Raw genomic sequence first — 13203 nt, forward strand, 5'->3', positions numbered from 1 at the left:
TAGGCGATCCCAGAAGCTTTCCAAGGACGGTCCAGACACGTGTTCGAGACGCTCTCCGACCGGTTGACGACGGTCTTCTCGTCGCTGCGCAGCAAGGGCCGGCTCTCCGAGGCCGACATCAACGCGACCGCCCGCGAGATCCGGATCGCGCTTCTTGAGGCCGACGTCGCGCTCCCCGTGGTCAAGGACTTCATCGCGCAGATCAAGGAGCGGGCACAGGGCTCGGAGGTCTCGCAGGCGCTGAACCCGGCGCAGCAGGTCGTCAAGATCGTCAACGAGGAGCTCATCACCATCCTCGGCGGCGAGACCCGGCGGATCCGGCTGGCCAAGACCCCGCCGACCGTGATCATGCTTGCGGGCCTGCAGGGCGCCGGTAAGACCACCCTCGCCGGCAAACTCGCCCGCTGGCTGAAGCAGGAGGGCCACACGCCGATGCTGGTGGCGGCCGACCTCCAGCGTCCCAACGCCGTCCAGCAGCTCCAGGTCGTCGGGGAGCGGGCCGGGGTCCCGGTGTTCGCGCCCGAGCCGGGCAGCGGCGTCGGCGACCCCGTCGACGTGGCCCGCCGCTCGATCGACCAGGCCCGGCACGCCCTGCACGACGTCGTCGTCATCGACACCGCCGGCCGCCTCGGCATCGACGCCGAGATGATGCAGCAGGCCGTCGACATCCGCGACGCCGTCCACCCCGACGACATCCTGTTCGTCGTCGACGCCATGGTCGGCCAGGACGCGGTCAACACCGCCCAGGCCTTCATGGACGGCGTCGGCTTCGACGGCGTCGTCCTCACCAAGCTCGACGGCGACGCGCGCGGCGGCGCGGCGCTGTCCGTCCGGCACGTCACCGGACGCCCCATCATGTTCGCCTCCACGGGCGAGAAGCTCGAGGACTTCAGCGTCTTCCACCCGGACCGCATGGCGGGCCGGATCCTCGACATGGGCGACATCCTCACCCTGATCGAGCAGGCCGAGCAGGCGTTCGACGCCGAGCAGGCCGAGAAGATGTCGAGCAAGTTCGCCTCGGGGGAGGACTTCACCCTCGAGGACTTCCTCGAGCAGATGATGATGATCCGCAAGCTCGGCCCGATCGGGAACCTGCTCGGGATGATGCCGGGCATGGGCCAGGTCCGCGACCAGATCAGCCAGATCGACGACCGGGACCTGGACCGCATCGCCGCGATCATCCGCTCGATGACCCCGCAGGAGCGCTCCCAGCCGAAGATCATCAACGGCTCGCGGCGGGCCCGCATCGCCAAGGGCTCCGGCGTCGGCGTCGGCGAGGTCAGCAGCCTGGTCACCCGGTTCTTCGACGCGCAGAAGATGATGCGCCAGATGGCCGGCGGCATGGGCCTGCCCGGCATGCCCGGCGGCCGCCGCAAGGCGACCAAGGCGGCGAAGGCCGCCAAGAACAAGAAGGGCAAGCAGCGCAGCGGCGACCCCCGCAAGCGCGCCGCGGGCAAGCCCGCCCAGGAGCAGGCCCCCGCGGACGAGGGCATGCCGAAGGGGCTCCCGCCCGGCCTCGGTGGCGGCACCCTCCCGCCCGGTCTGGGCGGCGGCCAGCTCCCGCCCGGCTTCCAGATGCCCGACCTGAACAAACTCCAGAACCGCAAGAAGAAGTAACCCGCCCAACGCACCCCCGACGCATGACCCAGGCACAGCCCGGTTCATGCGGCGGGGGGCCTGGGGGCAGCCCTGGCCCCCGGCGCGGGTCGGGTGGAGTGCGGGGCAGGGAACGTATGGGTGGGCGCAGCTCGGCGGCTATGGGGCTTGTCCCGGGTGCTCGCCTGACGTGCGCGGCCCCGCCCCGCCCCGGCCCGGCGCTGCGGCTGCGGCTGCGCAGGTCTCGCGGACCCCGCATGGCGCTTCTGGGCTCGTAAGTTGTGCTGGATGGGTCGATCTGCCGCGTCTGCTGCCGGTCACCTGGTGGCGGTTGTCGAGGTGGTGCGGCCTGCGGAGGCCTGAGGGTCGGGGCTGAGGGGCGACACCCGGGCGATGCGATTGCGCTTTCGCGGCGAACGTCTGGCACAATGGCAGGCTGGAAACCCGGAATCGCGAGGCGCCCTCTCTCGTCCTGCGCGACCGGAGTCCATCGGGCGGCCGTGAGCCGGTGTTCCCCACCTGGTGCGGGCCCGCCCATCCAGTGATGAAGTTGGAGTACACCACACCCGTGGCAGTCAAGATCAAGCTCAAGCGTCTGGGGAAGATCCGGAACCCGCAGTACCGGATCGTCGTCGCCGATGCCCGCACCAAGCGGGACGGGCGGGCCATCGAGGAGATCGGGCTCTACCAGCCCAAGCAGGAGCCCTCGCTCATCAAGATCGACTCTGAGCGTGCGCAGTACTGGCTGGGCGTCGGCGCGCAGCCGACCGAGCCCGTGCTCAACCTGCTGAAGATCACCGGCGACTGGCAGAAGTTCAAGGGCGAGCCGGGTGCCGAGGGCACCCTCAAGGTCGCCGAGCCGAAGGCCGACAAGAAGGTCGCGTTCGAGGCCGCCGTCAAGGAGTCGCTGGGCGACGACGCGGCCGCCGGCACCGCGAGCCGCGGCAAGAAGAAGGCCGAGCCGAAGAAGACCGAGGCGAAGGCCACCGAGACCGACGAAGCCAAGAGCGAGGGCTGACGTGCTCGAAGAAGCGCTCGAGCACCTGGTCCGCGGGATCGTCGAGAACCCGGACGACGTCCGGGTTCGCGCCCGCAGGATCAGGGGCGGCCGGGTCCTGGAGGTGCGCGTGCACCCCGAGGACCTCGGGAAGGTCATCGGCCGAAGCGGTCGCACCGCCAAGGCCCTGCGCACGGTGATCAGCGCCCTCTCCGGAGGCCGCTACGTGCGTGTCGACCTGCTCGACGTCAACGAGGTCCGCTGAGTGGCGTCCCGATGAGCGAACCGCTCGTGGTGGGACGGATCGGACGGCCGCACGGGATTCGCGGCGAGGTCACCGTCGACGTCCGCACGGACGAGCCGGAGTCACGGTTCGTCCCGGGCACGGCGATCGCCACCGATCCCGTCACCGCCGGTCCGCTCACCATCGAGCGGAAACGCTGGCATTCGGGACGCCTGCTCGTGCGCTTCGCCGGGATCGACGATCGCGACGCCGCGGAGGAACTGCGCGGCACGTGGCTCGTCGTCGATCCCGGTGACATCCCCCCGTCCGCCGACCCGGACGACTTCCACGACCAGGAACTGCTCGGACTCGCCGTGGTCACCACGGACGGGGCCGAGGTCGGCCGGGTCGCGGACGTCCTGCACCACGGCCAGGATCTCCTGGTCGTGCGCGGGGCCGGGGGCGAGAAGCTGGTCCCCTTCGTGGCCGCGCTCGTCCCCGAGGTGGACGTTCCCGGGGGGCGGCTCGTCATCGACCCGCCCCCCGGTCTGCTCGACGAATCATGAGACTCGACATAGTCACGATCTTCCCCGAGTACTTCGCCCCTCTGGACATCTCGCTCCTGGGCAAGGCCCGGCGCGCCGGACTGCTGGACGTCCGCGTCCACGACCTGCGCGAATGGACCCACGACCGGCACCGCACCGTCGACGACACCCCCTACGGCGGCGGCCCCGGCATGGTCATGAAACCCGACCCCTGGGGCGAGGCCCTCGACACCCTGGTGCCCCCCTTCCCAGGCGCCCAGCCCGTGACGAGCCCACCCCCGCCGACCGGCGGCTCTTACCCCACGCCGGGCGGCCGCCCTTCCGCCCCACCGGGCGGCAGCTCTTCTATCCCGCCGGGCGACGGTTCTTCCCTCTCGCCGGGCGGCGGCCCTTCCCCTTCGGCGGGCGGCGGCTCTTCCGCCCCGCCGGGCGGCGGCCCTTCCCCCTCGCCGGGCGGCGGCGCCTCCATCCCGCCGGGCAGCGGCTCTTCTCCCTCGCCGGACAGCGCTTCTTCCATCCCGCCGGGCGGCGGCCCTTCCGCCCCGCCTGTCCTCGGTGAGACGTCGCCCCTGGCCTCGTCCGGCTTGGAATCAGCCGGTGAGCCGGGGGCCGAGACGTCCGGCAGAGGGGCATCCGCCGCCGAGGTGGCCCCCGGGATGGTGCCGCGGTTGATCATTCCGACACCGAGCGGGCGGCCGTTCACACAGGCGGACGCGGTGCGGTACGCGGCGGAGCCGTGGCTGATCTTCGCCTGCGGACGCTACGAGGGCATCGACTCCCGCGTCGCCGAGGAGGCCCGTACCCGGATGCCGGTGGACGAGGTCAGCCTCGGCGACTTCGTCCTCGCCGGCGGGGAGGTCGCCGTCCTCGTCATGGTGGAGGCGATCGGCCGCCTTCTGCCCGGCGTCCTCGGCAACGCGGACTCGGTCGCCGACGACTCCTTCGCCCCGGGCGCGATGGAATCGCTCGTGGAAGGCCCCGTCTACACCAAGCCTCCTGTCTGGCGCGAGCGGCCTGTTCCGGACATTCTTCTTTCGGGACACCATGGCGCGATCGCCCGGTGGCGGCGCGACGAGGCGCTGCGCCGGACGGCCCGGCACCGCCCCGAACTGCTCTCCCGCCTCGCTCCGGAGGCCCTCGACAAGCACGACCGCGCCGTGCTGCGCGAGGCCGGTTTTCCGGTTGACGGCGAAGGTATGGCAGACTAAAGCGTCCGTGCGTCTTGACCGCACGGCACCCCAAGACCACTTTCCGCGGCGCGACGCCCCCACGCAGGACCCACCGGGGCCTCTCGACGCCCGCGTTCGACCACGAGGAAACGCTGCGATGCACACCCTGATCCAGGAGATCGAGAAGGCCGCGATGCGCGCCGACGTCCCGGACTTCCGTCCGGGCGACACGCTGAAGGTGCACGTGCGCGTCACCGAGGGCAACCGGAGCCGTATCCAGGTCTTCCAGGGCGTGGTGATCCGGCGGCAGGGCGGCGGCGCCCGCGAGACCTTCACCGTCCGGAAGGTCAGCTACAGCGTCGGCGTCGAGCGGACGTTCCCGATCAACAGCCCCTCCATCGACAAGATCGAGGTCGTCACCCGCGGCGACGTCCGCCGCGCCAAGCTGTACTACCTGCGCAACCTGCGCGGCAAGGCCGCGCGCATCAAGGAGAAGCGCGACCACTGAGCCGATGGACCACGACGCCCCGGGAACCCGCGACGGTGCCCGGGGCGTTGCCCGTTCTGGACGGAGATGATCGGCTTGGCCGTCGGCGACACGCCCACGCGCGGCGTCCCATGGGCACCGCGCCGCTAGGCTTTCGCTCTGATGACTGATGAGGACGATCGGAGAGACGTGCGATCCGAAGCCGAGGGCGCGGTGCCCGAAGAGAAGGAGCCCGTGGACTCGGCCGACGAAACGGCCGACGACTCCGAAGAAGACGGCAAGCGAAAGAAGAAGCAGGGCTCCTTCTGGAAAGAGCTTCCCGTCCTCATCGTGGTCGCCGTCGTGCTGGCCCTGGTCATCAAGGCGTTCGCGGTCCAGGCGTTCTACATTCCGTCCGGCTCCATGGAGAACACCCTCCAGGTCGGCGACCGCGTCCTGGTCAACAAGATCGTCTACCACACCCGGGACATCGCCCGCGGTGACGTCATCGTCTTCAACGGCCTCGACTCCTGGGATCCCGAGGTCCAGGTCGACGAGCCCAGCAATCCCGTCTCCAAGGCCCTGCGCGCCGTGGGCACCGCCTTCGGCGTCGCGCCCAACGAGAAGGACTACATCAAGCGCGTCATCGGCATCCCCGGCGACCACGTCAAGTGCTGCGACGCCCAGGGCCGCGTCACCGTCAACGGCGTCCCCCTGGAAGAGAAGTCCTACATCTTCACCGACCCGATCACCCATGAGCAGAACAAGCCCTCCAACGACCCCTTCGACGTCACCGTGAAGCCGGGTCAGCTCTGGGTGATGGGCGACCACCGCGAACTGTCCTACGACTCCCGCTCCCATCGCGGCGACCCGGGCGGCGGCACCATCCCGATCGACCGGGTCATCGGCCGCGCCTTCGTCATCGTCTGGCCTCTGGACCGCCTCGGCACTCTGCCGATCCCGGCCACCTTCAAACAACCCGCCCTGGAGAAGTCCGGCGCAGCCGCCCTCCCGGCCGCCCCCTACGCCCTGGGCATCCTCTGCACCTTGCCTCTCGCCTACCTCAGACGCCGCCGCCACTACAAAACCTGACCACGCGAACCGACCGAACCGGCGGCGGCCCGACCGAGGCCCCGACCGCTCCGGGTTCTGAAGCCGCGCGCGTGATCGGCCGTGCCGATGAACTCCGTCCAGGACCCCTTGGTCCTTCGCCATCCCCGCCCTCCTCAACCGGCCCACGTAAAGGCAGGCCGGCCGGAGGCGCGAGGGCCGGTGGCGTGGAGAGCCTGCCGGTGGTCGCCGCCGTGGCCGCGCCGCCAGAGTTCTGCTGTCGGCGGTGAGTGCGCTGGTGCTCGGCTCGTCGAGGGCGATTGGTCGCGGGGTGGGGGCGGTGTGGTGCTGGAGGGCGAACAGGACCTGTGGGCCGCTTTCTGGCTTGGGTGGTTTTCGGTGTGGTGCGGCATACGGCAGTAAGGGTGGCGTTCGGGGAGCGGCCGGGGCTCGCTGGGACGTACGCTGCGGAGCATGAACGGTCGTCCACTCCGTTTCACACCGCGCCGGGACGCAGGACTGTTCGCGTACGAGCGGGCTCTCGGCCACGCGGGTTTCAGCCCCGTCGCCGGAGTCGACGAGGCGGGGCGGGGAGCCTGCGCCGGGCCGATGGTCGTCGGCGCGGTGATCCTTCAGGGCGGACGAGGGAAGATCGACGGCCTCACGGATTCCAAGCTGCTCACACCCGCGCGCCGGGAGCGGCTGTACGCGGAGATCACCGAACGTGCCCACGCGTGGAGCGCGATCGTCATCCCGTGCCATGACATCGACCGGTTGGGGCTGCACCGGTGCAACATCACCGGAATGCGGCGGGCGCTGGCCGCCCTCGACAGGCGCCCCGCGTATGTGATCAGCGACGGGTTCCCGGTGCCGGGGCTGGACGTCCCCGGCCTCCCGATGATCAAGGGTGACCAGGTCGCGGCCTGCGTCGCCGCGGCGTCCATCATCGCGAAGGTCACCAGGGACCGGATCATGGTGGACCTCCATGAGCGGTATCCCGAGTACGGCTTCGATGTTCACAAGGGCTATGTGACCCGTGCGCACGGCAGGGCGCTCGAAGTGCACGGTCCGTGTCCTGAGCATCGGTTCTCCTACGTCAACGTGGGGCGTGCCTTGCGTAACAATGGAGATGTGGTCCTGGAGGAGGAGACCGAGGGGGAGCTCCCCGATGAGGACCGCACGGAAGGGGCACGAGCGTGAGCGCGGAGGATCTCGAGAAGTACGAGACCGAGATGGAGTTGCAGCTCTATCGCGAGTACCGCGACGTCCTGGGGCTGTTCAGCTACGTCGTCGAGACCGAGCGCCGCTTCTACCTCACGAACTCGGTCGACCTCCAGGTGCGCAGCGTCGACAACGGAGAGGTCTTCTTCGAGGTCACCATGCAGGACGCGTGGGTCTGGGACATGTACCGTCCGGCCCGCTTCGTCAAGAACGTTCGAGTCGTCACGTTCAAGGACGTCAACGTCGAGGAGCTGGCGAAGAGCGATTTCGAGCTCCCCGCCGAGGAGTAGTCCTCCGACATGCACGACCGCTTCCTCCGCTGAACCAGTGATGGCCGGGGGAGCCCCTCACGCCCCCGAGCCGATGCTTCGCCGCCCGATCGCCGGTCATGGCCCCCCGATCGCCGACATGACCCCCTTGAGTGCGCCCCCGCGGTGGTCGTTGCAGGGCGCCGACAAAACGGCAGACAACCGGTCGATCGGCGCGAGCGCCCCGTCCACGACAACGTGTCCCTTCCCGCCGCCATCCGCAGTGCTCCCCACCGGCTCCGCCATAGGACGCCCAGTGGTGCCTCCTTTTCCGGCACCCAACACCCGGCACCTGGCACCTGGCACCCGGCACCCGGCACCGGGCACCGGGCGCGGGACATCCGAGACCGGGCGCGGGACACCGGACACCAGACACCCGAGACCGGGCGCGGGACACTGGGCGCCGGGCGCTGACACCGGGCGCTGACACCCGACACCCAGGCTGATCATGCGGCGACGGTCATGGGGGCTCCTGTGGGTGGTCGTTGCCGACGCGGGGGAGGGGCGGAGGGGCGGCCGACTGCATGGCGGGTGGGGTGTTCGACCTGCCGGACTTCGTCAGGCGCCAGCCGGAGGGCGTGCGCTCTATGAAGCCGCCTGCGGCGAGCAGGCCGAGTTTGGCGTTGACGGTGTTCAGGTCCACGCCCGCGTTGACGGCGAGTTGGGCGGGGCCGGCGGCGCCGCGGGCCGGGAAGGCCTCCAGGACGGAGCGGGTCACCGATTCCAGGCGGTCGCGGGGCAGGACGGGGGTGGCCGGTGGCGGGGCCAGGTCGGCGCCGATGCGGCCGACGGCCTCGATGATCTCCTCGGGGCGGGTGACGAGCGTGGCGCCCTCCTCGCGGAGGAGGCGGTGGCAGCCGATCGAGGAGCGAGAGGTGATCGGGCCCGGCACGGCCATGACCACGCGGCCGAGTCTGGCCGCCCAGCCGGCGGTGTTGAGGGCGCCGCTGCGCGCCTCCGCCTCGACGATGACCGTGCCCCGGGAGAGGGCCGCGATCACCCGGTTGCGGACGAGGAAGCGGAGGCGGTGCGGGTGGGCGCCCGGCGGTGACTCGCTCACGAGGAGCGATCGCCGCGCCATCTCGGCGAAGAGCCCCTCGTTGGACGCCGGGTAGGGGACGTCCACGCCGTTCGCCAGGACCGCGACGGTCGGGCCGTCGGCGGCCAGGGCGCCGCGGTGGGCGGCCGCGTCGATGCCGAGGGCGCCGCCGGAGATCACCGTCCAGCCCTGGTCGGCGAGTTCGGAGGCGAAGTCGGCGGCGGCGCGCAGGCCGTAGGGGGACGCGGCGCGGGAGCCGACGATGGCGACCGAACGCAGGCAGCTGTAGCGCAGGTCGCCGGGGCCGCGCAGCCACAGGGCGTACGGGCGGCCGGCGCCGAGATCGTCGAGGGTCGTCGGCCATTCGGGCTCTCCCGGGCAGATGAGGCGGCCGCGGAACCGGGCGCAGACGGCCATGTCCTGGTCGGGTTCCGCTGCGATGAGCCGGATCCGCCAGTTGTCGAGACGCCGAACCTCCTGGGGGGTGGCCGGCAGGCTCTGGGGGAGCCGTGTGGACCGGATGGCCTCCAGTGCGTCCTCGGGGCCGCAGTGGTCGATCATCCGGTTGAGGAAGGCGTCTCCGGGTTCCGCCACCGCGGTCAGGGTGGCGCGGGCGGTTCGCTCGTCGCTCATTGGCGCCCCGCGGACCAGAGGGTGAGCGCGCCGCCGACGTCGTCCGGCCCGGGTTCGTCGTGGCCCGCGAGGTCGGCGATCGTCCAGGCCACCCGCAGGATCCGGTCGAGGCCGCGTGCGCTGAGCGTGCCCCGGTGCAAGGCTTCGTCGGGGCCGTGCATCGCCTCCTGGGGCGGTGTGAAGCGGCGGCGCAGTTCGGGCCCGGGGACCTCGGAGTTGGACCGCCACGGGGTGCCGGCCAGGCGTCTCATCGTTCGTTCGCGGGCCAGCATGACCCGTTCGGCCACCACCTTGCTCGACTCGGCGAACTCCAGGTCGTAGCGGAGCTCGGCTCGGCTGGCCGGGGTGAGCTCCAGCTTGAGGTCGATGCGGTCGAGCAGCGGGCCGGACACCCGGCTGGCGTACTTGCGGCGGATGCCCGGGGCGCAGGAGCAGTCGATCTGCTTCGCCGCGGCGCACGGGCACGGATTCGCCGCGAGGACGAGTGTGAACCTGGCGGGGAAGTGCGCGATGCCCTCGATGCGGCTGATCCGCACTTCGCCCTCTTCGAGCGGTTGCCGCAGGGCGTCGAGCGTCCCGGCGATGAACTCCGGCGCCTCGTCCAGAAAGAGGATCCCTCGGTGGGCCAGGGAGACCGCGCCCGGTTGGAGCACGCGGCCCGAGCCGCCGCCGACCATCGAGGCACGGGAGGCCGTGTGGTGCGGCGCGTAGAACGGGGGTTGTGTGATCAGGGGCTGGCCCGGCCGGAGGGTCCCGGCGACGGAGTGGATCGCGGTGACCTCCAGGGCCACCTCCGGTTCGAGGGGCGGCATCAGCGTCGGGAGCCGCTCCGCGAGCATGGTCTTCCCGCAGCCCGGCGGACCGGCGAAGAACAGGTGGTGCCCTCCCGCGGCGCTGATCTCCAGGGCGCGGCGGGCCTCGGCCTGCCCCCTGACGTCGGCCAGATCCAGGTCGGGCGGGATGGTCTGTTGCCCCAGGCCGAACCCTTTCGGGGTCGCAGGTGAGTCTTCCTCGTCCTCCTCGAAGGGCGGTGGTTCGTCGCGCAGCAAGCACAGCAGCCCGCGGAGCGTGCTCGCGGGGACCACCTTCGTATCCGGGACGAGTTCGGCCTCCTCGGCGTTGGCGCGCGGCACGACGACCGTGCGGTACCCGCGGTTCGCGGCGGCCAGCACGGCGGGCAGCACGCCCTGGGCGGGCCGGACGCGCCCGTCCAGGCCAAGCTCGCCGATCAGTACCATCTCCGCGCAGCTGCGCGGCGGGACCACCTCCGCCGCCCCGAGTAGCGCGATTGCTATGGCCAAGTCAAAGGTCGCGCCCTTCTTCGGCATGCTCGCGGGGAACAGCGAGACCGTGACATGGCGGTTGGGCCAGTCCTCGCCAGAGTTGAAGATCGCCGCCCTGACGCGGTCGCGGGCCTCGCTGAGGGCGGTGTCCGGGAGGCCGACGAGGTGCAGGCCCGGGACGCCGCTGGTGATGGCCGCCTCGACGTCCACGACGAACCCGTCCACGCCGACGAGGGAGACCGAGCGCGTTCTGGCCAGCGTCATCTAGCACACCTCCTTCAGGTGATCGATCGAGAAGTCGTCGTCGCCGATCAGGCCGAGCACGTCCACCCGCATCGGTGCGCCGCTGACGCCGTGCGCGGTGGCCCATCGCCAGGCCAGCCGCCGTAACCGGGTGGCCTTGTCGACGGTGATCGCGTCGAAGGGATCACCGAAGCGGGCCGACCGGCGGGTCTTCACCTCGCACACGACGTGACGCCGCCCGTCGTGGGCGATGATGTCCAGTTCACCTTCGGGACACCGCCAGTTGCGGTCGAGGATCGTCCAGCCGAGTCCGGCCAGGTACCGGACGGCGGCGTCCTCGCCGCGGCGGCCGAGATCGATGTGGGCAGTCATGGGCCTCACCTCCGGCCTTCGACAGTGCCGCAGGCTCACGGAACGTCATCGCAGAATGGCTTTCTGTGGATAACTTGGGGGAGCTTCCGGGTGATTCGCTCGAAACCGGGGTTCGGTGCTTGCTTCGGTCGGGGCCTTGGCGCAGCGTGACGCCTGTGACCAACGCGCTGGAGGACGCCGTCGCCGAGTTCGGCCGTCATCTGCGCGCCGAGCGGGGCGTCTCGCCCCACACCCTGCGGGCCTATCTCGGCGATCTGGCCGACTTCTGCGCCTATGCCGCCCATGCCGGCCTGGTGGAACCGGCCGAACTGGATATCACGGTGTTGCGGGCCTGGCTCGCCCGTCAACATGCGCTGGGCCGATCCCGGGCGACCCTGGCCCGACGGACGGCGGCAGTCCGCGCCTTCACCCGCCATCTGCACCGGCGGCGGCTTCTGGAGAACGACCCCGGTCTGCTGCTGGGCACGCCTCAACGACGGCGTGATCTTCCCGCCGTCCTCACTCAGGACGATGCGGCACATCTCCTGGACACCGTGGACGCCGAAGGCCCGGTGGGGCTTCGCGATCTGGCCGTCCTGGAGGTTCTCTACGGCACGGGAGTCCGCGTGAGCGAACTCTGCGGGCTCGACGTCGACGACCTCGACACCGGTCGCAGGACCGTTCGAGTCCTGGGTAAGGGCGGGCGTGAGCGCACGGTTCCTCTGGGAGAGCCCGCTGCCCGCGCCGTCCAGGATTGGCTGCGCGCCGGACGCCCCGCACTCGCGACCGAGAACAGTGGCCCCGCTCTCTTCCTCGGCGCACGGGGAGGGCGCCTGCACCCTACGAGCGCCCGGCGGATCGTCCACACGAGGATCTCGGAGGTAGGGCAGATTCCCGACCTCGGTCCGCACGGCCTCCGTCACTCCGCCGCCACCCACCTCCTTGAAGGCGGCGCCGATCTGCGCAGCGTCCAGGAGATTCTCGGCCACGCGTCCTTGCAGACGACCCAGATCTACACACACGTATCGGCCGAACGCCTGAGGCAGGTCCACCGCCAAGCCCACCCCCGAGGCACCCGCCGCGAGCTGTGACCCGCCCGATCGTTCTGGGGTGTGGTGCGGGGTTGCCGCCCGGCTGTGGTGGAGCCGGGCGGCGGGACGGATCAGGGAGCGCGGCGTAGGCGGCGTTCCTGGGAGAGGTTGATGACGCCTGGTGGCTGACGGCGGCGGCGGTGCAGTCGGAAGCGGAGGCGGGTTCGACGCCAGGCGAAGGCCAGGGCGAAGGCCAGGAGCATGCCCGACAGTGCTCCGCCCGTGGCGGTGGCGGCGTCGCGCAGGGCCATCCTGGGCTGCGGAGACGGCGAATCAACGGGGCGAGGGGTCGCCGTTGGTGTGGGCTGGTGCCAGAGAGGCAGGAGGCGTACCTGGCGCTGGACGAGGTTGAGCGGATTCAGGTAGAGGGCGCCGCGGCGCAGACCCCAGTGCAGGCACGTTATGGGGCAGTGGAGCAGCCCTCGTTGCAGGACGCCGATCCGCGTGCCGGACGTGACGCGGCGGCCGGCGTGGACGCTGGGGCGGACGGGCAGGTACGTGGTCCGCAGGACGCCGTGGTCGATGGTCACGACCCCTCGTCCCGCCAGATCGTCGGCGTACGCGATGCGGCCCGGCCCGGCGGCGTAGACCGCCTGGCCAGGGCGCGCCGCGAGGTCCACACCGCGGTGGCCCGGGCCCCAAGGGACGGCCGGGGGCGAGAAGCCGCGCGCCACCTGCGGGGCCGGCGGCCCTAAAGGCCAGCGCCAGGCGTCCAGGCCGGGCGACCCGATGGCGATCATGCATGTCAGGAGCAGCGAGAACACGGTCATGGACCGAACCCTGCCCCTCGGCCGGGCCGCCCGTCGACGGGGTTCGCGAACTGTGGATAACTGCGGGAATCGATGAGGCACGGACACCTTCGCACCCTGATAATCTGTAGGTGTGTCCGAGAGGGCACCGGTCAGGGCCAGACCGTCATCGTTCCGCTCCAGGGCGGGCAGACGAGAAGCCGCTCCCAGAGCGGACGGGACCCAGACCCGGCAACGGG

The 13203-nt window shown here is 71.0% G+C and carries 13 protein-coding genes and 2 pseudogenes; 11 read left to right on the forward strand and 4 right to left on the reverse strand.

The features are described 5' to 3' along the window. The first annotated feature begins 39 nt into the window (after nt 1-39). The 10 genes and pseudogenes from ffh to AB0H37_RS07765 all read left to right on the forward strand — a co-directional run bounded on the left by ffh (nt 40) and on the right by AB0H37_RS07765 (nt 7557). On the forward strand, nt 40-1617 hold the full coding sequence (gene ffh / locus AB0H37_RS07720; RefSeq protein ID WP_329094006.1) for a signal recognition particle protein: 1578 nt from the start codon (nt 40-42) through the stop codon (nt 1615-1617). 547 nt (nt 1618-2164) lie between these two features. Next, entirely contained in the window at nt 2165-2614 is a 450-nt protein-coding gene (rpsP, locus tag AB0H37_RS07725; RefSeq protein ID WP_179833369.1) for a 30S ribosomal protein S16, read from the forward strand. 1 nt (nt 2615) lies between these two features. Further along, nucleotides 2616-2858, forward strand: a complete 243-nt coding sequence (locus AB0H37_RS07730) for an RNA-binding protein (RefSeq protein ID WP_021598307.1) — start codon at nt 2616-2618, stop codon at nt 2856-2858. Between the two features lie 11 nt (nt 2859-2869). Further along, complete coding sequence (rimM, locus tag AB0H37_RS07735) at nt 2870-3382, forward strand: ribosome maturation factor RimM (RefSeq protein WP_179833370.1); 513 nt, start codon at nt 2870-2872, stop codon at nt 3380-3382. Beyond that, nucleotides 3379-3591, forward strand: a pseudogene (locus AB0H37_RS07740) (tRNA (guanosine(37)-N1)-methyltransferase TrmD); the annotation flags it as partial. The gene rimM and the pseudogene AB0H37_RS07740, both read left to right, overlap by 4 nt. A 432-nt stretch (nt 3592-4023) precedes the next feature. After that, nucleotides 4024-4569, forward strand: a pseudogene (locus tag AB0H37_RS07745) (tRNA (guanosine(37)-N1)-methyltransferase TrmD); the annotation flags it as partial. Nucleotides 4570-4687: 118 nt separating this feature from the next. Then, nucleotides 4688-5038: a 50S ribosomal protein L19 gene (gene rplS / locus AB0H37_RS07750; RefSeq protein WP_089312872.1), complete on the forward strand. Its 351-nt coding sequence runs from the start codon at nt 4688-4690 to the stop codon at nt 5036-5038. A gap of 168 nt (nt 5039-5206) precedes the next feature. Further along, a complete protein-coding gene (lepB, locus tag AB0H37_RS07755; protein ID WP_229809848.1) occupies nt 5207-6088 on the forward strand; it encodes a signal peptidase I in 882 nt (293 codons plus the stop codon). Between the two features lie 432 nt (nt 6089-6520). Next, nucleotides 6521-7246, forward strand: a complete 726-nt coding sequence (locus AB0H37_RS07760) for a ribonuclease HII (RefSeq protein WP_179833373.1) — start codon at nt 6521-6523, stop codon at nt 7244-7246. Next, nucleotides 7243-7557, forward strand: coding sequence for a DUF2469 domain-containing protein (locus tag AB0H37_RS07765; RefSeq protein ID WP_179833374.1), 315 nt, complete (start codon nt 7243-7245; stop codon nt 7555-7557). Before AB0H37_RS07760 ends, AB0H37_RS07765 begins: the two co-directional genes overlap by 4 nt. Before the next feature lie 478 nt (nt 7558-8035). Here the strand turns inward: AB0H37_RS07765 and dprA are convergent, their stop codons facing one another. Genes dprA through AB0H37_RS07780 form a run of 3 tightly spaced genes read right to left on the reverse strand, consistent with a single transcriptional unit; the run spans nt 8036 to nt 11145 of the window. After that, nucleotides 8036-9247: a DNA-processing protein DprA gene (gene dprA / locus AB0H37_RS07770; RefSeq protein WP_360611888.1), complete on the reverse strand. Its 1212-nt coding sequence runs from the start codon at nt 9245-9247 to the stop codon at nt 8036-8038. Next, complete coding sequence (locus AB0H37_RS07775; protein ID WP_360611889.1) at nt 9244-10794, reverse strand: YifB family Mg chelatase-like AAA ATPase; 1551 nt, start codon at nt 10792-10794, stop codon at nt 9244-9246. Before AB0H37_RS07775 ends, dprA begins: the two co-directional genes overlap by 4 nt. Then, nucleotides 10795-11145: a YraN family protein gene (locus AB0H37_RS07780; protein WP_360611890.1), complete on the reverse strand. Its 351-nt coding sequence runs from the start codon at nt 11143-11145 to the stop codon at nt 10795-10797. A gap of 155 nt (nt 11146-11300) precedes the next feature. Here AB0H37_RS07780 and AB0H37_RS07785 point away from each other — a divergent pair, with 155 nt between their 5' ends. Further along, nucleotides 11301-12215, forward strand: a complete 915-nt coding sequence (locus tag AB0H37_RS07785; protein WP_360611891.1) for a tyrosine recombinase XerC — start codon at nt 11301-11303, stop codon at nt 12213-12215. A gap of 71 nt (nt 12216-12286) precedes the next feature. Here AB0H37_RS07785 and AB0H37_RS07790 read toward each other — a convergent pair whose 3' ends face one another. Further along, the gene (locus tag AB0H37_RS07790; RefSeq protein WP_360611892.1) at nt 12287-12985 is read right to left on the reverse strand and encodes a M23 family metallopeptidase; all 699 of its coding nucleotides are present in this window, start codon (nt 12983-12985) and stop codon (nt 12287-12289) included. Between the last annotated feature and the right edge of the window lie 218 nt (nt 12986-13203).

Source organism: Actinomadura sp. NPDC023710, from assembly GCF_040639875.1.
Taxonomy (GTDB): domain Bacteria; phylum Actinomycetota; class Actinomycetes; order Streptosporangiales; family Streptosporangiaceae; genus Spirillospora; species Spirillospora citrea.

Bases quoted from the DNA above. Each gene is read 5' to 3' on its own strand.
- rimM (WP_179833370.1), top strand. From the start codon at position 2,870: ATGAGCGAACCGCTCGTGGTGGGACGGATCGGACGGCCGCACGGGATT.
- rplS (WP_089312872.1), top strand. From the start codon at position 4,688: ATGCACACCCTGATCCAGGAGATCGAGAAGGCCGCGATGCGCGCCGAC.
- AB0H37_RS07760 (WP_179833373.1), top strand. From the start codon at position 6,521: ATGAACGGTCGTCCACTCCGTTTCACACCGCGCCGGGACGCAGGACTG.
- dprA (WP_360611888.1), bottom strand. From the start codon at position 9,247: ATGAGCGACGAGCGAACCGCCCGCGCCACCCTGACCGCGGTGGCGGAA.
- AB0H37_RS07775 (WP_360611889.1), bottom strand. From the start codon at position 10,794: ATGACGCTGGCCAGAACGCGCTCGGTCTCCCTCGTCGGCGTGGACGGG.
- AB0H37_RS07780 (WP_360611890.1), bottom strand. From the start codon at position 11,145: ATGACTGCCCACATCGATCTCGGCCGCCGCGGCGAGGACGCCGCCGTC.
- AB0H37_RS07790 (WP_360611892.1), bottom strand. From the start codon at position 12,985: ATGACCGTGTTCTCGCTGCTCCTGACATGCATGATCGCCATCGGGTCG.